Consider the following 20,552-nt stretch of genomic DNA (forward strand, 5'->3'; position numbering starts at 1 on the left):
GGCCATCCACCTTGCGCCAGGAGTACCGAACATGTCCAAGCCGCAGCTCGACCCGAATCAGCTCGCCTTCCGCAACGCCATGGCGCACATGAGCGCCGCGGTGAACATCATCACCACCGACGGCGAGGCCGGCCGCTGCGGCATCACCGCCACCGCGGTGTGCTCGGTGACCGACACGCCGCCGACCGTGATGGTCTGCGTCAACCGCAACAGCGCGATGAACGCGGTGTTCAAGGCCAACGGCCGCCTGTGCGTCAACGTGCTGTCCGGCGAGCAGGAAGAGGCCGCCAAGCACTTCGCCGGGATGACCGGAGTGGCCATGGAGGAGCGCTTCGCCCTCGACCCGTGGACCACCGGCAGCCAGGGCCTGCCGGTGCTGGAAGGCGCGCTGGCCAACCTGCAGGGGCGCATCGTCGAGACCCAGGAGATCGGCACCCACTCGGTGCTGCTGGTCGAGCTGGACGACATCCATGTGCGCGAGGAGGGCGACAGCCTGGTGTATTTCAGCCGCGCCTTCCGCCGCGTCGAGCGCGCCGCGTAAGCGGCTGCCCGCTCCTGAAAAGGCCCTGCCGGATGGCGGGGCCTTTTCGTTTGTGGCCCGGGCTCATGCGTTTGGGGGTTGCCTGATGCGCGCGCTAGCGGCAGTCTGCGCGGCCTTGCCCTGCACCGGAATTGTTCGTCCATGTCCCAGCTCGACCCCAGGCAGCTCGCCTTCCGCAACGCCATGGCGCACATGAGTGCCGCGGTGAACATCATCACCACCGACGGCGCGGCCGGCCGCTGCGGCATCACCGCCACCGCGGTGTGCTCGGTGACCGACACGCCGCCGACCCTGATGGTCTGCATCAACCGCAACAGCGAGATGAACGCGGTGTTCAAGGCCAACGGCCGGCTGTGCGTCAACGTGCTGTCCGCCGCGCAGGAAGAGGCCGCCCGCCACTTCGCCGGGATGACCGGCGTGGCGATGGACGAGCGCTTCGCCCGCGACGCCTGGCAGGCGGGCGAGGGCGGCCTGCCGGTGCTGGAAGGCGCGCTGGCCAACCTGCAGGGGCGCATCGCCGAGGCCCAGGAGATCGGCACCCACTCGGTGCTGCTGGTCGAACTGGACGACATCCGCGTGCGCGAGGAGGGCGACAGCCTGGTGTACTTCAGCCGCGCCTTCCGCGTGGTCAGCCGCGACCAGGTGGCCTGAGAGCGATTGCCGCCCGGCGGGGCTGGCATCCTCCAGCGGTAAACGTTAAGATGTTAAACATCTGCTGCCGCCCCGGCACCTTGCGGTGTTCCCCTCTTTCAGGGGCGGCGGCGTTTTAATTCCCCCCGATGCTGCCAGACGTGGCCCCGTAGCCGCAGGAGGCGCCATGACTTCGTCCGCCGAGCGTTCCTGGCCTGCCGCCGTTCGCGCGCTGCAACACCCCAACTTCCGCCTGTATTTCGCCGGTCAGGCCGTGTCGATCCTCGGCAGCTGGATCCAGCAGGTCGCCCTGTCCTGGCTGATCTACCGCCTCACCGGCTCGGTGGCGCTGCTCGGCGTCACTACCTTCGCCGCGCTGCTGCCGCAACTGATCGTCGGTCCTCTGGCCGGCGCCTGGACCGACCGCCACGACAAGCGCCGCCTGCTGATCCTGGTGCAGGCCCTGCTCGGCCTGCAGGCGCTGGCGCTCGCCGCGCTCACCGCGCTGGAGTGGATCGGCCCGGCGCTGATCGTCGCCATGTCGCTGCTGCTCGGCGTGCTCAACGCCTTCGACACGCCGCTGCGTCAGGCGCTGATCGGCAGCTTCGTCGGCAGCCGCGACGACCTGCCCAACGCCCTGGCGCTCAACGCCATGCTGTTCAACATCGGCCGCTTCATCGGCCCGCCGCTGGCCGGCCTGCTGCTGGCGCTGACCAGCGAGGCGATGTGCTTCGCCCTCAACGCCCTGTCGTTCCTCGCCCTGCTGGCCGGCCTGCTGCTGATCCGCATCGATGCGCCGCCGCGCGCCAAGGGCTCGACCGGCGCGGTGTTCCGCGAGGGCCTGGCCTACGTGTGGGGCAACCAGCCGATCCGCCTGCTGATCCTCAGCCTGGCGATGGTCAACCTCACCGCCTCCAGCTACGCGGTGCTGCTGCCGGTGTTCGCCCGCGACATCTTCGCCGGCGACGCGCAGACCCTCGGCTGGCTGTGGGGTGCTGCCGGCTGCGGCGCCTTCCTCTCCACCCTGTTCCTCGCCACCCGCCAGGCGCTGCCGGGCCTGGTGCGCATCGTGCTGGTCGGCGCGGTGCTCAGCGGCCTGGCCCTGCTGGCCTTCGCCGCCAGCCACCTGGTACCGCTGGCGCTGCTGGCCATGGCGGTGCTCGGCTTCGCCATCTCGGTGGGCAACGTCGGCATCAACATGCTGCTGCAGAGCCTGGCGCCGGAGCAGTTGCGCGGCCGCGTGGTGTCCTTCTTCACCTCCATCCGCTTCGGCTTCGACGCCATCGGCGGCCTGCTCGCCGGCCTGCTGGCCGCGCGCATCGGCGCGCCGCTGACCCTGGCGCTGGAAGGGGTGGTACTGCTGGTGTTCTGCGTCTGGCTGCTGGCGCAGCGCCGGGTGCTGCGTGAACAGGTGCGCGACGACCTGCAGGAGCAGGCCGCGCGCTGATCGGATCGGGGGGTGCTTCCCGTGTCGGCGCAGGAGACAGGTGCGGTTGCCCCGCCCGCTCTTCCTGCCAATCTTCGCCCCGGCTGGGCCTTGCGCCCGCCGGGGCTTTTTTGGTTCATCGCATTTTCCCGGGGAAGGCGGCCTTGATTTTCAGGAAGAAGTAATCGGCGTCCCTGAAGCCATAGGCCATGCGCTTGATCACCTTGATCCGGTTGTTCACCCCCTCCAGCAGGCTGGTGTGCATGTGGAATCGTGCACTGGCGAGGATGCCCCGGGCATAGCGCTGGAGGTTGCGGGCAAAGCGTTGTAGCGGCGCCAAGCCGCTCTCCCGGACATGCCTCAGCCAGGTTCGCCAGCGCCGCCAGCCCTCCCGCACGCTGGGTGCGTACCAGACCTCCTTCAACGCATCCTTGAGCACATAGACCGTGGCCAGTGGCTGGTTGGCTGCCAACAACTCCTGCAGTCGAACGGCATGATCCTCCTTCAGGTTCTCCCGGTTGCGCAGCAGCAGCCAACGGCTCTGCTTGACCACTTGGCGAGCGGGCTTGTCATGGCGCAGGGCATTGGCCTGGTCTACCCGGATGCGGTCGATCACGTCACGTCCGTAGCGGGCGACCACATGGAACAAGTCGTACACAACCTCGGCCTGAGGGCAGTGCTGTTTCACTTCCAGGTCGAAGGCCGTATTCATGTCCATCGCCACAGCCTCGATCTGCTGGCAGCGCTCACCGAGTTGCTCGAAGAACGGGCGTATGGCCTTGCGGCTGTTACCCAGGCCAACCCACAGAACGCGGGTACGCTCGGCATCCATGATCACCGTCGCGTAACGATGGCCTTTGTGCAGGGCGAACTCGTCCATCACCAGACGGCGCACATCGCCCGGCTCGAAGGTGCCGAATGCGGCCTGGAGACGCCGCTTGTCCAGCGTCTTGATGGTGTGCCAGTGCAGCCCGGTGAGCTGGCTGACATGGCTGATGGGCATGAACCGCAGCAGGGTTTCGACCCAGGAACACAGCCGGCGGGTCAGCCGCGAGGCCGGGGCCAACCAGGAAATGTGCTCGGTAACTCGCCCACACGTCAGGCAGTCCACTCGGCGTATGGGGAGTCGCAACTGGACGCGCTGATCGAACAGATCCCGGTCGCGAACGAGGCGAATGCGTCGGTCATGGATCAGGGGGCTGGGCTGCTGACAGCGACCACAGCGTGGAAGGTCGGCCGCTCGGGGTTCGAGGGTCAGCGTGAGGTTTTTTTCGACGGAATGGCTGCAGGCTACAACGTCGTAGCCTGGCCAGAAAGCAGCAAGATCAATAGGATGCACGGTGACAGCAGGGGGCAGGCGTTGGTGTGTTTGGCGACTGCCAATTTACCTGCTTCCCTGTCTGTCAATCCGCTCTTCCCCACGATCCCGCGAAGAACCCTTTTTTTGCCTGGCTAGAGGCTCTCGTCCTCGTCGCTGCCTTCCACCGCCATGTTCAGTTCCTTGATCTTGCGGGTCAGGGTGTTGCGCCCCCAGCCGAGCAGCTGGGCGGCGTCGCGGCGGCGGCCGGCGGTGTGCTTGAGGGCGCTCTCGATCATCACCCGCTCGAAGGCCGGCAGGGCGCTGCCGAGTAGGTCGGTCTGGCCGCGGGTCAGCGCCTGTTCGGCCCACAGGCGCAGCGCCTGCTCCCAGTTGCCGCCGGCCGGAGCCTCCTGCGGCTGCTGCAGCAGCTCCGGCGGCAGGTCGTCGATGTGCACCTCGCGCCCGGAGGCCATCACCGTGATCCAGCGGCAGGTGTTCTCCAGCTGGCGCACGTTGCCCGGCCAGGGCAGGTTCTGCAGGTATTCCTCGGTCTGCGGCTTGAGCAGCTTGGGTTCGACCGCCAGCTCCTGGGCGGCGCGGGCGAGGAAGTGGCGGGCCAGCGCCGGGATGTCCTCGCGGCGGTCGGCCAGGCGCGGGATGTGGATGCGGATCACGTTGAGGCGGTGGAACAGGTCCTCGCGGAACTTGCCGGCGCGCACCAGGTTCTCGAGGTTCTGGTGGGTGGCGGCGATGATGCGCACGTTGACCTTGACCGGGGTGTGGCCGCCGACCCGGTAGAACTCGCCGTCGGCCAGCACGCGCAGCAGGCGGGTCTGGGTGTCGGCCGGCATGTCGCCGATCTCGTCGAGGAACAGGGTGCCGCCGTCGGCCTGCTCGAAGCGGCCGCGGCGCTGCGCGGCGGCGCCGGTGAAGGCGCCCTTCTCGTGGCCGAACAGCTCGGATTCCATCAGGTCCTTGGGGATCGCCGCCATGTTCAGGGCAATGAACGGCGCGTTGGCGCGCGGGCTGTGGCGGTGCAGGGCGTGCGCCACCAGCTCCTTGCCGGTGCCCGACTCGCCGTTGATCAGCACGGTGATGTTGGAGTGGCTCAGCCGGCCGATGGCGCGGAACACCTCCTGCATCGCCGCCGCTTCGCCGATGATCTCCGGCGTGGCGGCCTGCTCGTCGGGGGTGGCCAGCGCCTGCTGCTCGCGGGCGTGCAGGGTGGCGCGCTTGACCAGCGACACCGCCTCGTCGACGTCGAACGGCTTGGGCAGGTACTCGAAGGCGCCGCCCTGGTAGGAGGCCACCGCGCTCTCCAGGTCGGAGTGGGCGGTCATGATGATCACCGGCAGGCGCGGGTACAGCTCGCGGATGCGCGCCAGCAGGTCGAGGCCGCTGGCGCCCGGCATGCGGATGTCGGAGACGATCACGCTGGGCTGCTCGAGGCCCAGGCGGTTGAGCAGGCTGTCGGCGCTGTCGAAGCTCTGGCTGGGCAGGCCGGCCTGCTGCAGGGCCTTTTCCAGCACCCAGCGGATCGAGCGGTCGTCGTCGACGATCCAGACGGTATCCGGTCGGTTCATGGGGTTGGTGCTCCTTGTTCAAGCGGCAGAAACAGCGCGAAGACCGTGCGCCCGGGCTGGCTTTCGCACTCGATCAGGCCCTGGTGCTGGTTGAGGATGTTCTGCGCGATGGCCAGGCCGAGGCCGGTGCCGTCGGCACGCCCGCTGACCATGGGATAGAAGAGGGTGTCCTGCAGCGCCGGGTCGATGCCCGGGCCGTTGTCGATCACCTCGATGCGGCACACCAGGCGATGGCGCTGGTGGCCGATGGTGAACTGGCGCAGGGTGCGGGTGCGCAGCAGGATGCGTCCCGGCGGGTGCGGCTGCTTCTGCCCGGCGATCGCCTGCATGGCGTTGCGCACCACGTTGAGCACCGCCTGGATCAGCTGCTCGCGGTCGGCGAGCAGCTCGGGGATGCTCGGGTCGTAGTCGCGCTCCAGGCTCAGCTTGCCCTGGGTCTCGGCCTTGACCAGGCTGCATACCCGCTCCAGCACCTCGTGGATGTTGGTCGGTGCCAGCTGCGGCAGCTTGTTGGAGCCGAGCATGCGGTCCACCAGGTTCCGCAGGCGGTCGGCCTCGGCGATGATCACGTCGGTGTAGTCCCTGAGGCCGGCGTCCGGCAGCTCGCGGGCCAGCAGCTGCGCGGCGCCGCGGATGCCGCCCAGCGGGTTCTTGATCTCGTGGGCCAGGCCGCGCACCAGCAGGCGGGTGGTCTCCTGCTTGGCCAGCTGTGCCTCCTCCTTGGTGATGCGCAGCAGGCGGTCGCGCGGGTGCAGCTCGAGCAGCAGCAGGAAGCTGCTCAGGCCGGGGATCGGCGTGGCCGCGTAGTCCACCGCCAGCTGCTGGCCGGCGGCGGTGATCAGCTGCGCCTCGCGCTTGGTGAACGGGTGGCCGCTGGCCACCGCCTGGCGCAGGGCCGGCAGGCCGTCGGGACTCTCGTTGCACAGCTCGCTGATGAACAGCCCCTGGCTGCGCTGGCCGCTGACACCCAGCAGCATCTCGGCGGCCGGGTTCATGTACTCCAGGCGCAGCTCGGCGTTGAGCAGGATCACCGCGGTGGTCAGGTTGTCGAGCAGCAGGCGCTGCAGTGAGTCGTAGGCCATGGCTAGCATGCGCTCCTGTGGGTGCAGCGTATTTGCAAGAAGTGCGCCAGCGACATGAGGGTGCAGCTCCGGGCAGCCGTCTGCCGCCTTTTTGTGCATGGCCGCGCGGGCTGCGCCGATGGCGCGCGGATGGCGCAGAGCCCGTGGCACAGGGCCTGCGCCCCGCCAGGGGCGGGCACCGGCAGGGTGCGCAGCGGCCGCCTGCGGGGCGCCGCAGGCGGCGAGCCGGGCGTGATTCGTGGCTCAGTATAGGTCGCGGGAGCATTGCGCGCACCAAAGTGGTGCGCGCGTGCTCAGGGGAGGGGCACGCCGAGGAAGCGGCGCGGCTCGGCCGGCTTGTCGGCCAGCGGGCATTCCGGGCGCACGCCATAGTCGCCCTTCTGGCAGGGGTTGACCCGGCGCTTGTCGGCCAGGGTGGTGCGCCTGAGGTGGAACGGCTGGCTGGGCGTGCGCTCGACGATGCGCCCCTCGGCGTCGACGATCTCGGCGGCCAGCTGGTGGGTGCCGCGGTCGAGGTTGTCGAGGGTGAACACCGGGCTGCGCGCCGGCGCGCCGTGCACCCGGCCGTCGAGCAGCAGGCGGTAGCGGTGTCCCGCGAGCAGGCCGGGGTCGCTCTCCAGAGTGACCAGCAGGTTGCCGTCGTTGTCGCGGATGGTGGCGTCCGGCTCGGGCAGGGTGATGCGCAGCAGCTGGTAGGCCGGCAGCAGGGCGGCGGGCAGCGCCGGCGGCGCGGCGGGCGGCGGCGCCGGCAGGCTGGCGCTGTTGGCCGGCGCCAGCTCGACGCGCTGGGCGTTGGCGCTGCGCGGCTTGTCGGTGAACACCCGATTGCCGTCGGCGTCGAGGTAGGTGTACACGCCGGCGAAGGCCGGCAGGCTGGTCAGCAGCAGGAGGCAGAGCAGGGCGCGCATTGGGTCAGTTCTGTGGCTTCGGTTGCGGGCGGGGCAGGGCCGGGCTGCCGATATGCACGCGCTGCACGGTGAAGGTCACGCTGGCGCTGCGCTGCAGCGGCTCGCCGTCGCGCAGGATCTCCGCCTGCAGGCTGTGGCTGCCGCGGTCGAGGCTCTCGAAGTGGAACTGGGTCTGCCGGCCGGGGGGGCTCACCGGCTGGCCATCCAGCAGTAGCTGCAGCAGGTCGCCGTCCTGCAGGCCCGGCTCCAGGCTGACGCCGACGCTGAAGGTGCCAGCATTGGCGCGCAGGGTGGCGTCCTGGTCGGGCACTCCGGTGATTTCCACGCGGCGGTAGCTCGCGGCCTGAGCGGCGGCGGGCGCGGCGGCCGGTGTGGCCGGTGCGGGGGCGGCCACGGTGTTGGTCGGGCCGAGCTGCACGCTCTCGCTGGCCACGCCCTCGGGCGGCTGGTTGGTGTAGACCGGATTGCCGCGGTCGTCGATGTAGCGGTAGATCTCGGCGCTGGCCGGCAGGGCCAGGGCGAGCAGCAGGCAGGCGCAGAGCGGGCGCATGGGCGGATCCTTGCGAAGAGGATGGCGGTGCAGCAAGCCTTGCACCGCTGCGAGGCACTGGCAAGCGTCGTCGTCCCGGGCTGTGCGGGGCGGCGCAATCCGCTGCGCTTGCCGACAGGAAAAGCACAAAGGCCTCCCGAAGGAGGCCTTTGCGACATCACCGATCAGCGATCAGCAGCTGTAGTACAGGTCGTACTCCAGCGGGTGCACGAAGGTGCGCACCTTGATTTCCTCGGCGGACTTCAGCTCGATGAAGGAGTCCAGGAAGTCCTTGGTGAACACGCCGCCCTTGAGCAGGAACTCGTGGTCGGCTTCCAGGGCCTCCAGGGCCTCCTTCAGGCTGCCGCACACCTGCGGGATGTTGGCGGCTTCTTCCGGCGGCAGGTCGTAGAGGTTCTTGTCGGCGGCATCGCCCGGGTGGATCTTGTTCTGGATGCCGTCCAGGCCGGCCATCAGCAGGGCGGCGAAGGCCAGGTACGGGTTGGCCGACGGATCCGGGAAGCGCGCCTCGATGCGGCGGCCCTTCGGGCTGGCGACGTACGGGATGCGGATGGAGGCGGAGCGGTTGCGGGCCGAGTAGGCCAGCATCACCGGAGCCTCGAAGCCCGGGACCAGACGCTTGTAGGAGTTGGTCGACGGGTTGGTCAGGGCGTTCAGCGCCTTGCCGTGCTTGATGATGCCGCCGATGAAGTACAGGGCGGTATCGGACAGGCCGGCATAGCCTTCGCCGGCGAAGGTGTTCTTGCCGTCTTTGGCGATGGACATGTGCACGTGCATGCCCGAGCCGTTGTCGCCGTACAGGGGCTTGGGCATGAAGGTCACGGTCTTGCCGTAGGCGGCGGCGACGTTCTGCACGCAGTACTTCAGGGTCTGCACTTCGTCGGCCTTGGCGACCAGGGTGTTGAACTTCACACCGATCTCGTTCTGGGCGCCGGCCACTTCGTGGTGGTGCACCTCGACGATCTGGCCCATCTCTTCCAGGGCGTTGCACATGGCGGTACGGATCTCGTGATCCGGATCGGCCGGCGGGGTCGGCAGGTAGCCGCCCTTGACCGCGATGCGGTGGCCGTTGTTGCCCTGGCCGCCGTTCATGTCGGCGTCGCTGCTCCAGGCAGCCTGCTCGGAGAAGATCTTGAACATGGAGCCGGACATGTCCGACTTGTACTTCACGGAGTCGAAGATGAAGAATTCCGGCTCCGGACCGGCGAACACGGTGTCACCGATACCGGTGGTCTTCAGGTATTCCTCGGCGCGCTTGGCGATGGCGCGCGGGTCGCGCTCGTAGCCCTGCATGGTGGACGGCTCGATCACGTCGCAGACCAGGATCAGGGTCGGCTCTTCAGTGAACGGGTCCATCACCGCGGTGCTGTCGTCCGGCAGCAGGATCATGTCGGAGGCTTCGATGCCCTTCCAGCCTTCGATGGAGGAGCCGTCGAACATCTTGCCCACGTCGAAGAAGTCTTCGTCGGCGTCACGCGCCGGCATGGTGATGTGGTGCTGGCGGCCTTTCGGGTCGGTGAAACGGAGATCGATCCACTTCGCGTTGTGTTCTTGAATCAGTTGCAGCGCCTTCGACATGCTGTCCTCCAGGGGGTACACACGGGCGGTGGGGCGCCCGAGATTCGTTTTTCATCGGGCCTCGGCCCGCCGGAAAATGTCCGGATTTCAAAAGCAAGGAGCGTGCCAGTGCTCGGAAATGGGCATGAGCCGCGGAAAATGCGGCTTTTCCGGGCGTCGCCCGCGATGCGCGCTAGGATCGTGCACCACGGGGGTGCTTTCAAGTGTTGCACTGATTCATTTTGGTGCAATTTGCCGTCGCGCGGATTTCTGCTCAAAGCTTGAGCAATTTCCGCTATAATCCGCGCCCCTCTTTTCGCTGCTCCTGCCTTCGCGCCGTTCGCCCATGAAACTGATCGTCAAACCCTTCGCGGAAATCACCATCAAGAGCCGGCCGGTGCGCAAGCAGTTCATCCGCCAGCTCGGCAAGAACATCCGCACCGTGCTCAGGGATCTCGATCCGGCGCTGCAGACCGAGGGCGAATGGGACAACGTCGAGGTGCAGACCCAGGTCAGCGACCCGCAGGTGCTGCGCGAGATGCTCGAGCGCCTGCGCTGCACGCCGGGCATCGCCCACTTCCTCGAGGTGCACGAGTACCCGCTGGGCGACTTCGACGACGTCACCGAGAAGTGCAAGCTGCATTTTGGTGCGAAGCTTTCCGGCAAGATCTTCGCGGTGCGCTGCAAGCGCTCCGGCAACACCCACGACTTCTCCTCGGTCGACCTGGCCGCCCACGTCGGCAGCCGCCTGCGCCGCGAGTGCTCTGCCTCCGGCATCGACCTCAAGCATCCCGAGGTCGAGGTGCGCTTCGAGGCGCGCTACGACCGCCTGCTGGTCGAGCACGCCCGCCACGAAGGCCTCGGCGGCTATCCGCTGGGCTCCATCGAGCAGACCCTGGTGCTGATGTCCGGCGGCTTTGACTCCACCGTGGCGGCCTACCAGATGATGCGTCGCGGCCTGCTCACCCACTTCTGCTTCTTCAACCTCGGCGGCCGCGCCCATGAGCTGGGGGTGATGGAAGTCGCCCACTACCTGTGGGAGAAGTTCGGCCGCTCGCACCGCGTGCTGTTCATCAGCGTGCCGTTCGAGGAAGTGGTCGGCGAGATCCTCGGCAAGGTCGACAACAGCCAGATGGGCGTGGTGCTCAAGCGCATGATGCTGCGCGCCGCGTCGCGCATCGCCGACGAGCTGCACATCGACGCGCTGGTCACCGGCGAGGCGATCTCCCAGGTGTCCAGCCAGACCCTGCCCAACCTGTCGGTGATCGACGCGGTGACCGACACCCTGGTACTGCGCCCGCTGATCGCCGCGCACAAGCAGGACATCATCGACACCGCCACGCGCATCGGCACCGCCGAGTTCGCCAAGAACATGCCCGAGTACTGCGGGGTCATCTCGGTCAACCCGACCACCCGCGCCAAGCGCTACCGCGTCGAGCATGAGGAGGCGCAGTTCGACATGGCCATCCTCGAGCGCGCCCTGGAGCGCGCGCGCAAGGTGACCATCGACAACCTGATCGACGAGCTGGGTCAGGACCTGCAGGTCGAGGAGGTGCGCGAGGCGCTGCCCGGGCAGATCGTCCTCGACATCCGCCACCCCGACGCCGCCGAGGACGAGCCGCTGCTGCTGCCCGGCATCGAGGTGCAGACCCTGCCGTTCTACGCGATCAACAACCGTTTCAAGGAACTGGATGCCAACCGCCAGTACCTCCTGTACTGCGACCGTGGCGTGATGAGCCGCCTGCATGCCCACCACCTGCTCAGCGAGGGGCATGCCAATGTGCGCGTTTATCGTCCGGCCTAGGCAGCCGGGCCTGCTGGGGGGCAGCATCCGCCACCGCCCCCCCGATTGGCGCTGCCCGCGTTAATCAAGCTGTCGCCGGCAGGCGGGAACAATCCCGTCCGGCATCCGAATCCAAGCGTTACCTATCGAGAAGACACCCCAGTGATCGAACAACTGCGCAACATCGCCATCATCGCCCACGTCGACCATGGCAAGACCACCCTCGTCGACAAGCTGCTCAAGCTCTCCGGCACCCTCGACCGCAAGGAAGCCGAGAACGAGCGCGTGATGGACTCCAACGACCAGGAAAAGGAACGCGGCATCACCATCCTGGCCAAGAACACCGCCATCAAGTGGAACGGCTACAACATCAACATCGTCGACACCCCCGGCCACGCCGACTTCGGCGGTGAGGTCGAGCGCGTGATGAGCATGGTCGACTCCGTGCTGCTGGTGGTCGACGCCCAGGACGGCCCGATGCCGCAGACCCGCTTCGTGACCCAGAAGGCCTTCAAGGCCGGCCTGCGTCCGATCGTCGTGGTCAACAAGATCGACCGCCCGGGCGCGCGTCCGGACTGGGTCATCGACCAGATCTTCGACCTGTTCGACAACCTCGGCGCCACCGACGAGCAGCTGGACTTCCCGATCGTCTACGCCAGCGCCCTGAACGGCATCGCCGGCATGGACCACGAGGCCATGGACGACAACATGGACGCGCTGTTCCAGGCGATCATCGACCACGTGCCGGCCCCGGTGGTGGACGTCGAAGGCCCGTTCCAGATGCAGATCTCCCAGCTGGACTACAACAGCTTCCTCGGCGTCATCGGCATCGGCCGCATCGCCCGCGGCAAGGTGCGCACCAACACCCCGGTGACCGCCATCGGCGCCGACGGCAAGAAGCGCAACGGCCGCATCCTGAAGGTCATGGGCCACTCCGGCCTGCAGCGCGTCGAGGTCGAGGAAGCCACCGCCGGCGACATCGTCTGCGTCTCCGGCATGGACGAGCTGTTCATCTCCGACACCCTGTGCGACCAGAACAACGTCGAGGCGCTGCCGCCGCTGACCGTCGACCAGCCGACCGTGAGCATGACCTTCCAGGTCAACGACTCGCCGTTCGCCGGCAAGGAAGGCAAGTTCGTCACCAGCCGTAACATCAAGGACCGTCTGGAGAAGGAACTGCTGCACAACGTGGCGCTGCGCGTCGAGCAGGGCGAGTCCCCGGAGAAGTTCAAGGTTTCCGGTCGTGGCGAGCTGCACCTGTCGGTGCTGATCGAAACCATGCGTCGTGAAGGCTTCGAGCTGGCCGTGGGCCGCCCGGAAGTGGTGATCATCGAGAACGAGGCCGGCGAGAAGCAGGAACCGTACGAGAACGTCACCATCGACATCGAGGAGCAGCACCAGGGTCCGGTGATGGAGCAGATGGGCCTGCGCAAGGGCGATCTGACCAACATGATCCCCGACGGCAAGGGCCGTGTGCGCCTGGAGTACACCATCCCGGCGCGCGGCCTGATCGGCTTCCGCAACAACTTCCTGACCCTGACCTCGGGCACCGGCATCCTCACCTCGACCTTCAGCCACTACGGCCCGATCAAGGCCGGCGAAGTGACCAACCGCCAGAACGGCGTGCTGGTGTCGATGGCCACCGGCACCGCGCTGACCTACTCGCTGGAAACCCTGCAGGCCCGCGGCAAGCTGTTCCTCGAGCCGGGCCAGGAAATCTACGAAGGCCAGCTGTGCGGCATCAACAGCCGCGACAACGACCTGGTGATCAACCCCACCAAGGGCAAGAAGCTCGACAACATGCGCGCTTCTGGCAAGGACGAGGTCATCGCCCTGGTTCCGCCGATCAAGTTCACCCTCGAGCAGGCGCTGGAATTCATCGCCGACGACGAGCTGGTGGAAGTGACCCCGAAGTCGATCCGTCTGCGCAAGAAGATGCTCAACGAGAACGACCGCAAGCGGTATGAGCGCAGCAAGGTCTGATCGGCTGAGTCGGCCTTGAGCTGAAATGAAAAGCCCCGTCTGGCGAGAGCCAGGCGGGGCTTTTTGCCTCGTTTCCGCTGAAATTTCCAAGGATAGGCTGCTCGGATGCCGGGTTATAAGCTGCGTGAATGCCATATCGGAAAAACATTTTCCATGAAATGTGATACAGATTCGCTCATGTGAAATGCGTTGGAAATTTTAATTGTTTCATTTTGTAGGCTTTGAAGGAGGAGTTTTAGTTTTTTGTTTTCTTCGTGCGTTTTTTCTATTTCAATTAAAAGGTCCTTTGTGATGGCTTTGTAGGCTTTATCTAGTGCCCATGATGATGCTGGGCCAAGAAGATATTTTGCCTTAAATACCGATTTGTCGATTTTTATTTGCTCCAAGAACTCTGAGCTAAAATTATTTTTGGTGCTTTCTGGTTTTTCTATTTTGCATCTTATTCTGTCCTCTTTTGTCATGATTTCGTCAGTTGACTGTGAGGCTTCTCCTGAAGAGGTCGTATAAAAGTCTGCATGTTTGCTTTTTGTCATTATTCTGGGTTTTTCTGAGGCATCTTCTGTTGTAAATATTATTGCTTTTTTGCCGTCGCTGCTGATGCTGTGTCCAAAGAATTGGTCTATAAAGTACTTGTTGAAACTGGTCTCGTGAAGTTCTGCCGCTTTGTTTTCGGCGGCTCCGCCAATTATTATCATAGCGTGGTAATTTGGTAATTTCTCAAGATAATCTATGTCCTCTATGTGTATTGGTGTTGGTTTTGTTTCTTTGTGGAGGTTGCGTACTTTGTTTGTTATTTTTTTTGCGTGGAATTCGTATTCTTGAGAATAAATTACTAGCAGTGTTTTATTTTCTTTTTGCATAATGTGCTTTCTGGTTGTTGGTTTTTGCGGTTGTCGTAGTCAATTTATTGGTGGATTGGTTAGGCGGGCTGCGCTTCAGTTAGCTCCTCGATTAGCAGTCCTGTGTATTTCGCAATGGCTTTCTCGGAAGGTAGCTTTACTTTCTCCCGTTTCTTTACTTCTTCTTCGATCCATGGGGTGAATTTTTGTGCTGTGAACTCTTTTCTGTTTTTTGAAGCATGCATTTCCCTTAGAAAGTCAGGGATGTCTATTTTTTTGAATTTTTCTATTACTTTTTCTGCTTCATTTTGGCTGAGGAGGTAGTCGAAGGCGAGTTCGCCAAAGACGGATTTGACTATCTCCAGCATCTTGTTAGCATCGTCTTCTATGAACTCATCAAGTAGTAGTGATGTTGCTTTGGTTGCGGTTGCTCCACCAGCGAGGCCGCCAATTATTCCTCCAACAACTCCGCCAATTGCAGTTCCTATTCCTGGGATAGCAGAGCCTAATGCTGCGCCTGCAGCGGCACCTCCCATCCATCCTCCAGTTCCGCCCGCAACTCCTGCTGCTGTTTTTGTTACGTTCTTGAATGCTTGGGCTCCGGATATCTTTCCATTGAAGAGTCTTGCAAAATCTACCGAAGATATGACGAGTGTCGTTATTGCGCCGGTTACGATGTTGCCGCGTAGTAGTTTGCTGACGTAGTTTGATGCTGCTGCCCCATAAATATTGTTTCCGCTGCGAACTCCATTTGCAATCCATGCGGATGCTTTGTGGCCGACTTGCTTTACAATCCAGTCTGTAGTCCCTCGCAGACTCTGCTCAATGCCGGTCCTGCCAGCTTGGGCGGTGATGATGCTACTTATCCATGCTATCCCGCCAGTCTTCAGGCCGTCGTAGCATGCCGACTTTAGTGCTACCTCCCATTCTTCTCCACTCCAAATCCTGACAGCGAAAGAGATGGCAGAGGATATACCCATTGCGGTTCCGGAAAGTTTTATCCCGTTTACTGCGTCGTAGGTCAGGCTTTCAATTGTTCCGAATCTTGCAATGTTTCGTGCTTGTTCATACGTGAAACTGCCTTTTCGAACAATTTCTCTTGCCTTGGAGGGGTCGTTTATGCCTTTTATTTGGCCTTTCTTAATTCTCTCTTCCATGGCTTTTATTGCGTCTTCATATTTATCTGATGGCACTTCTAGTTGCATTGGTGTGCCATTTGTGTTCCAGTATCTGTATCCTGATTCATCGAATGCTTCAGATACGCACTTTGAGCCTGTTCTGCAGTATTTTGTTTGTATGTAAACTCCATCTACCAGCCGGTCGGCGCCATTTTTCTGGTTGTCATGGCCAACGATTTTTGCATCCTGCAGCCTCATTTTGTCATAAAGGTGGTTGGCCTTTTCAGCGGCAAAGCCATGCCCCCTTTCTGCGTTTAATATGACATTTTCTGCAAAATTTTCTGCGCTTCCGATTGCGCCGGCAGCTGTTCCGCTATGGCTGCCAAGGTCTCCCAGTTGGCTTTTATTGGTCTCAAAGTTCCATGAGGAATTACACTGTGGGCACTTTACTTTGAGGTTTCCTTTGTCTGTGGGGATGCGTAGTACCTGATGGCAGGATATGCAGGTTATGGTCGCTATAGATTCATTTTTCCATAGCCATTTGGCACTGCAGGTTGGGCACTTTACCTTTAGTTGGTGTTTGTTTTCTGGGATGTTTAGCTTTTGGTTGCAGTTAATGCAGTCAATGATTTTCATAGGGTGCGTGCTTTTCTTTCGGGTGGCTTGAGCTATTTTGCGATTTTCGGGATTTCTAGTGCTTTTAAATTTTTATGTTTAAGAATTTATTTCTTGCTCCCGATTAATTTTCTTCTCAAGATTTTCCTTCGCCCGCTTCAACTCGCTGTACTCCTGATAATGCTCGTAGCCCTTCTTCGCAATGAAGTAAAGGCCGACAGCGGCAAGGATGTTCTTCAGCATGACGTTCACTCCTGTGTGGCGTACTGGCGAGAGGCTTGCTCGGTCTGCCCACCATCTTCCATGGCGCTACGACAGCCTGTGTCGCATCCAGCCGGCTGCGCATACATCCCCCGCAACCTCTCCACCTTCCGCCCGATCTCCTCCACCCACACCTTGGGCGCATGCACGCGGATCTGGTCGTTGAGGCCGAAGATCCACCACAGGGTTTCCTGGTCCAGCGGCACGCGGGCGTGCAGGCGTTGCCAGTCGCTGTCGGGCAGCGCTTCGAGGTGCTGCTGGCGGCTGAGCGGGGTTTCGTCGAGCAGCCAGGCGATCTGCGGGGAGACGTCGGCGATCAGTTCGACTTCGTCGGGCGACTGGCGCCAGGCGAAGGCGCCGCCTTCGATGTAGCGGTCGATGTCGAAGCCTTGGTGCTCGCGGGCCGGTTCGTCCAGCAGCTCGGCGGACCGGATGCGGTGCAGGGCGAACTGGCGCAGGTCGGCGTAGTCGTTGGCGGTGCCGATCAGGTAGCTGCTGGAGTGGCGCGACACCAGGCCGGCCGGGTGGATGCGCAGGCTCCTGGCGTCGCCCTTGCTGCGGCTCAGGTAGTCGACCCGCAGCTGGCGGCGTTCGAGCAGGGCGGTGCAGACCTGCGTCCAGATCGCCGGCTGCAGCGGGGCCGGGAGCAGGGCCTTGCCGTTGGGCAGGGTGCGTACGCGGCGCGCCCAGTGGGCCAGGCCGTTGCGCTCCATGCCGTCGAGGTAGTCGCGGGCGCTGCGAAAGTGCGGGTTGAGCTGGTCCAGCACGCTCTGCGGCAGCAGGGTGTTGAGGTGGCTTTCGGCCAGGTGCAGGGCCAGCGCGGAGGCGGTGTCGAGGGCGGGCAGGCCATGGGCGGCGTCGCGGTCGAGGCTCCAGCGGTAGGGGCGCTGGCTGTCGTCGCAGAGGATCGGGAAGCGCCCGGCCAGCTTGTCGCGCAGGTCGCGCTGCAGGGAGCGCTTGTCGATCTCGAAACCCTTGTCCCTGAGCCTTTCCAGCAGGGTAGGGGTGGCGATGCGCCCCGGCCAGCGCGGGATCAGCTGCAGCAGGGCGAGGTAGCGGAACAGGGGATCCTTGGTTTCGGACATCGTGCGGCTTCCGTGTCGACGTTGGCGGATGGCCTGTGACCGGTGTCCGCTTGTCGGCGAGTGTAAGACGGCGGATGGGCATTTGGCCACTAGCGGGGCAGTGCCTTGTCGGGCGCTCAGTGCCTGCCGCCAAGGAGCTGCTGCAGCCTGGCCCTGAAGGTCTCGGCGGCGCTGGCCGGGCGCCATTGCAGCGTCTGGCTGCCGCACTGCGGGCAGTGCTCGAACCAGTCGACGCCGAGGACCAGTGCATCGCTGCGCGGGATGACGGTGCGGCACCAGCCGCAGTCGGTGCAGCGGAAGGTGGAGGGCGGTGGCGGAATCGGCATGCGGAGGCTCCCGGGTCATTGCAGGTCAGGGCGGGGCTGGGCCTGGCGCTTGGCCAGCTGTTCCTGCAGTTCCTCGTTTTCCTGCTTGAGTGCGCGGTATTCCCGGTAGTGCGCGTAGCCCTTCCGGGCGACGAAGATCAGGCCGACGGCGGCGAGAAGGTTCTTCAGCATGGCGTTGCTCCTTGCGGGAGGCATCGGGCGGTCTTCCGTATCTTCCATGCTGGCGCGACAGCCTGTGTCGCAGCGCATGCGCCCAGCCGCCTCCGGCACAGGTTGCGCCGTCAGCGGGGCGGCGCGGATTGTTGCACCCCACGCAAAACAGGCTTCTCCACATCGGCATTTTTCCCGCGGCGGGCGGGGCGGAAAATATGTCCATGCCCGGCAGCGAACCAGCCTCCGGGCGGCTTTCCACCCAAGAGGTCGAGTTGCTCATGAAATCCAAAGCTCTGTTCCTGACCGTCATGCTGGCCTCTACCGGGGCCTTCGCCGCCGAGGCTTCGGCAGGCAACGACGCGCAGGCGACCGCCTACACCTACGGCATGAATCTGGATGTCGCCGAGGTGATCGCCATCAATGAAGCCCCCCACGGGCGTTGCGAGCTGGTGCCGACCGAGATGACCTACCGCGATTCCCAGGGCCAGGTGAAGACCATCAGCTACACCAAGCAGGACATGTACTGCGAGTAAGCCGTTTGCCGTAATCCGCTTCCTTTCCCGTTTCTCCACGGAGTGCCCCGCGAAGTTTCTGACTTCTCAACGCTCCCTGTTAGGCAGGCTCCCTGAGCCTGCCTTTTTTTGTTTTGCCGTTCGGCAGGGCGCCGCCGTCCGAGGCAGGGAGGCCTGTCGTTCCCATGCGGTGGCGCGCCGCGGCTGCGTTATGCTGGCAGCGGCGGCCGGCGCGTGGGGATCGGCCCCATCCCTGTTCGCGGAGGTCGTCTTTCCCATGGATGTATTGCAGGCCATGCGGGTGTTCGCCCGGGTCATCGACAGCGGCAGCTTCACCGCGGCCGCCCAGGCGCTCGAGCTGTCCACCGCCCAGGTGTCGCGGCTGGTCTCCGACCTGGAGGCCAGTCTCAGCACGCGCCTGCTCTATCGCACCACCCGCCGCCTGCGCCTGACCGAGGCCGGCGAGCGCTACCTGCAGCGCTGCCGGGAGATCCTCGTCCAGGTCGACGAGGCCGCCGCCGAGGCCAGCGGCGCGCATCTGACCCCACGCGGCCGCCTGCGCGTGCACTCCTTCACCGGCCTGGGCACCCAGTACCTGATGCCGCTGGTGGTGCGCTACGCCGAGCTGTATCCGCAGGTCGACGTCGATCTCAGCCTGTCGCAGCGCACCCCCGATCTGCTCGAGGAAGGCCACGACGTGGTGGTGACCCATTGCCGCGAGCTGCCGGATTCCGAACTGGTCGCCCAGCGTCTGGGCGAGGTCTTCAACGTGGTGTGCGCCGCGCCCGACTATCTGCGCCGCCTGGGCACGCCGTCGTGTCCCGAGGCGCTGCGCGAGCACCGCTGCCTGCGCCTGCTCGACCCGGTGTATCCCGGCGACTGGGTGTTCGAGCGCGCCGGCGAGCGGCAGGTGATCAGCCCCGGCGATGGCTTCCAGGCCAACGTTTCCGAGGCCATGGTGCAGGCGGTGGTGGCCGGCATGGGCGTGGGGCTGCTGCCCAACTTCGTCGCCGCCCGCGCGTTGCGCGAGGGCAGCCTGGTGCGGGTGCTGCCCGAGTGGCAGCTGCAGGAGCGCAGCCTGTATGCGCTGTACTCCTCGCGGCGCTTCCTCGACGCCAAGATCAAGACCTGGATCGAGCTGCTCAAGGCCGAGCTGCCGCGGCTGCTGGCGCGCGATGCGGCCGATCTGGGCAATCCCGCCTACTGGGCCTGAGCGGCCGCCGCGCCCTGGCGCACGATCACCGTGCAGGTGATGCCGGCGGCCAGCAGCACGCCGTCGGGCACCCGGTCGAGGGCGATGCGCACCGGCACGCGCTGGGCCAGGCGCACCCAGTTGAAGGTCGGGTTGACGTCGGCGATCAGCTCGCGGCTCTGCGGGTTGTCGCGGTCGTAGATGGCGCGGGCGATGCTCTCGATATGCCCCTCGAGACGCTGTCCGCTCATCAGCTGCATGTCCACCCTGGCGCCGATCTCGAGCAGCGGCAGCTTGGTCTCCTCGAAGTAGCCGTAGACCCAGTAGGAGTGGCGGTCGACCACCGCCAGCTGCGCCGCACCGGCCTGGGCGTAGTCGCCGGGGCGCACGGCGAGGTTGGTCACGTAGCCGTCCACCGGGGCCAGCACGCGGGTGCGCGCCAGGTCCAGCTCGGCCTGCTCCAGCTGCACCAGCGCACGGCGGTACTCGGCGCGCGCCGCGGCGGCGGCGTTGGCGGCGTCGTCGCGGTCCTCGCGCGACACCACCTGCTCGTCCAGCGCCAGGCGCCGCCTGGCGTTCTGCTCGCGCATCGCCAGGCTGGCCCGGCGTGCGGCGACCAGGGCGCGGGCCTCGTCGACGGCCAGCCGGTAGCGCGCCGGGTCGATCTGCAGCAGCAGGTCGCCCTTCTTCACCGTCTGGTTGTCGTGCACCGGGACCTCCAGCACCAGGCCGGCGACGTCCGGCGCCACCGTGACCACGTCGGCGCGCACCCGGCCGTCGCGGGTCCAGGGCGATTCCATGTAGTTGACCCACAGGCTGCGGCCGAGCCAGAGGGCGGCGAGCACCACGCCGAGGGTGGCGAGAAAGCTGATGATCGATTGGCGGGACAACATGGACGGTCTCCGGCTCAGGGGTAAACGGTCAGGGCCAGGCCGGCGAACACGCAGGCGAACAGGCCCATGCGCAGCAGGCTCGGGTGCCAGGCGTGGCGGTAGACGCCGCTGCCGGCGAGCAGGCGGTCGAGGCCCCAGGTCAGCAGCATGGCGAGCAGGAACAGTGCGGCGACGCTGGGCAGCAGCACGCCGTGGAAGGCGATCTCGCGCGGCAG

At 64.7% G+C, this 20,552-nt stretch carries 21 protein-coding genes; 7 read left to right on the forward strand and 14 right to left on the reverse strand.

What is annotated here, in order from left to right; translation table 11 throughout:
* Window positions 1-31: 31 nt before the first annotated feature.
* The 3 genes from hpaC (SK095_RS18040) (at window position 32) to SK095_RS18050 (ending at window position 2,618) form a co-directional block, all read left to right on the forward strand.
* The gene (gene hpaC, locus SK095_RS18040) at window positions 32-541 is read left to right on the forward strand and encodes a 4-hydroxyphenylacetate 3-monooxygenase, reductase component (protein WP_201484995.1); all 510 of its coding nucleotides are present in this window, start codon (window positions 32-34) and stop codon (window positions 539-541) included.
* A gap of 141 nt (window positions 542-682) precedes the next feature.
* Window positions 683-1,192 carry a 4-hydroxyphenylacetate 3-monooxygenase, reductase component gene (gene hpaC / locus SK095_RS18045; RefSeq protein WP_320547054.1) on the forward strand — a complete coding sequence of 170 codons (510 nt, stop codon included), beginning with the start codon at window positions 683-685 and terminating at the stop codon, window positions 1,190-1,192.
* 166 nt (window positions 1,193-1,358) lie between these two features.
* Window positions 1,359-2,618: an MFS transporter gene (locus tag SK095_RS18050; protein WP_320547055.1), complete on the forward strand. Its 1,260-nt coding sequence runs from the start codon at window positions 1,359-1,361 to the stop codon at window positions 2,616-2,618.
* A gap of 115 nt (window positions 2,619-2,733) precedes the next feature.
* Here SK095_RS18050 and SK095_RS18055 read toward each other — a convergent pair whose 3' ends face one another.
* From SK095_RS18055 to glnA, 6 genes are all read right to left on the reverse strand, one after another.
* Entirely contained in the window at window positions 2,734-3,936 is a 1,203-nt protein-coding gene (locus SK095_RS18055) for an ISL3 family transposase (RefSeq protein WP_320546462.1), read from the reverse strand.
* Window positions 3,937-4,049: 113 nt separating this feature from the next.
* Window positions 4,050-5,480 (reverse strand): nitrogen regulation protein NR(I), encoded by a 1,431-nt coding sequence (gene ntrC, locus SK095_RS18060; protein ID WP_201484998.1) that lies wholly within the window; start codon window positions 5,478-5,480, stop codon window positions 4,050-4,052.
* Window positions 5,477-6,562 (reverse strand): nitrogen regulation protein NR(II), encoded by a 1,086-nt coding sequence (gene glnL, locus SK095_RS18065; RefSeq protein WP_320547056.1) that lies wholly within the window; start codon window positions 6,560-6,562, stop codon window positions 5,477-5,479. The genes ntrC and glnL overlap by 4 nt, the downstream gene beginning before the upstream one ends.
* A 293-nt stretch (window positions 6,563-6,855) precedes the next feature.
* Window positions 6,856-7,470, reverse strand: coding sequence for a DUF4124 domain-containing protein (locus tag SK095_RS18070; RefSeq protein WP_320547057.1), 615 nt, complete (start codon window positions 7,468-7,470; stop codon window positions 6,856-6,858).
* A 4-nt stretch (window positions 7,471-7,474) separates the two neighbouring features.
* Window positions 7,475-8,020, reverse strand: a complete 546-nt coding sequence (locus tag SK095_RS18075) for a DUF4124 domain-containing protein (RefSeq protein WP_201485000.1) — start codon at window positions 8,018-8,020, stop codon at window positions 7,475-7,477.
* 171 nt (window positions 8,021-8,191) lie between these two features.
* Complete coding sequence (gene glnA, locus SK095_RS18080; protein WP_320547058.1) at window positions 8,192-9,598, reverse strand: type I glutamate--ammonia ligase; 1,407 nt, start codon at window positions 9,596-9,598, stop codon at window positions 8,192-8,194.
* A gap of 325 nt (window positions 9,599-9,923) precedes the next feature.
* Here glnA and thiI point away from each other — a divergent pair, with 325 nt between their 5' ends.
* Both thiI and typA read left to right on the forward strand, forming a co-directional pair.
* Window positions 9,924-11,381 (forward strand): tRNA uracil 4-sulfurtransferase ThiI, encoded by a 1,458-nt coding sequence (gene thiI, locus SK095_RS18085; RefSeq protein WP_320547059.1) that lies wholly within the window; start codon window positions 9,924-9,926, stop codon window positions 11,379-11,381.
* A 141-nt stretch (window positions 11,382-11,522) separates the two neighbouring features.
* The gene (typA, locus tag SK095_RS18090; protein ID WP_136491253.1) at window positions 11,523-13,343 is read left to right on the forward strand and encodes a translational GTPase TypA; all 1,821 of its coding nucleotides are present in this window, start codon (window positions 11,523-11,525) and stop codon (window positions 13,341-13,343) included.
* 113 nt (window positions 13,344-13,456) lie between these two features.
* Here typA and SK095_RS18095 read toward each other — a convergent pair whose 3' ends face one another.
* The 6 genes from SK095_RS18095 to SK095_RS18120 all read right to left on the reverse strand — a co-directional run bounded on the left by SK095_RS18095 (window position 13,457) and on the right by SK095_RS18120 (window position 17,758).
* Window positions 13,457-14,203 carry a hypothetical protein gene (locus SK095_RS18095; RefSeq protein WP_320547060.1) on the reverse strand — a complete coding sequence of 249 codons (747 nt, stop codon included), beginning with the start codon at window positions 14,201-14,203 and terminating at the stop codon, window positions 13,457-13,459.
* Window positions 14,204-14,262: 59 nt separating this feature from the next.
* Entirely contained in the window at window positions 14,263-15,936 is a 1,674-nt protein-coding gene (locus SK095_RS18100) for a hypothetical protein (RefSeq protein ID WP_320547061.1), read from the reverse strand.
* A gap of 78 nt (window positions 15,937-16,014) precedes the next feature.
* Window positions 16,015-16,158, reverse strand: coding sequence for a hypothetical protein (locus tag SK095_RS18105; RefSeq protein ID WP_320547062.1), 144 nt, complete (start codon window positions 16,156-16,158; stop codon window positions 16,015-16,017).
* Window positions 16,159-16,163: 5 nt separating this feature from the next.
* Window positions 16,164-17,261 (reverse strand): WYL domain-containing protein, encoded by a 1,098-nt coding sequence (locus tag SK095_RS18110; protein ID WP_320547063.1) that lies wholly within the window; start codon window positions 17,259-17,261, stop codon window positions 16,164-16,166.
* A gap of 116 nt (window positions 17,262-17,377) precedes the next feature.
* Window positions 17,378-17,587: a hypothetical protein gene (locus SK095_RS18115; RefSeq protein WP_320547064.1), complete on the reverse strand. Its 210-nt coding sequence runs from the start codon at window positions 17,585-17,587 to the stop codon at window positions 17,378-17,380.
* 15 nt (window positions 17,588-17,602) lie between these two features.
* Window positions 17,603-17,758 (reverse strand): hypothetical protein, encoded by a 156-nt coding sequence (locus tag SK095_RS18120; RefSeq protein WP_320547065.1) that lies wholly within the window; start codon window positions 17,756-17,758, stop codon window positions 17,603-17,605.
* Between the two features lie 260 nt (window positions 17,759-18,018).
* Between SK095_RS18120 and SK095_RS18125 the strand changes: the two genes are divergently transcribed.
* Window positions 18,019-18,273, forward strand: coding sequence for a DUF2790 domain-containing protein (locus SK095_RS18125; RefSeq protein WP_136491248.1), 255 nt, complete (start codon window positions 18,019-18,021; stop codon window positions 18,271-18,273).
* A 256-nt stretch (window positions 18,274-18,529) separates the two neighbouring features.
* Window positions 18,530-19,465, forward strand: coding sequence for a LysR family transcriptional regulator (locus SK095_RS18130; protein WP_320547066.1), 936 nt, complete (start codon window positions 18,530-18,532; stop codon window positions 19,463-19,465).
* On the opposite strand, the gene SK095_RS18135 is transcribed toward SK095_RS18130, so the two are convergent.
* Both SK095_RS18135 and SK095_RS18140 read right to left on the reverse strand, forming a co-directional pair.
* Window positions 19,453-20,334: an HlyD family secretion protein gene (locus SK095_RS18135; RefSeq protein ID WP_320548923.1), complete on the reverse strand. Its 882-nt coding sequence runs from the start codon at window positions 20,332-20,334 to the stop codon at window positions 19,453-19,455. The genes SK095_RS18130 and SK095_RS18135 overlap by 13 nt on opposite strands.
* Window positions 20,335-20,351: 17 nt before the next feature.
* A complete protein-coding gene (locus SK095_RS18140) occupies window positions 20,352-20,552 on the reverse strand; it encodes a DUF1656 domain-containing protein (RefSeq protein ID WP_201485258.1) in 201 nt (66 codons plus the stop codon).

It is taken from the genome of Pseudomonas sp. AN-1, assembly GCF_034057115.1.
In the GTDB taxonomy this organism is placed as follows: Bacteria; Pseudomonadota; Gammaproteobacteria; order Pseudomonadales; family Pseudomonadaceae; genus Geopseudomonas.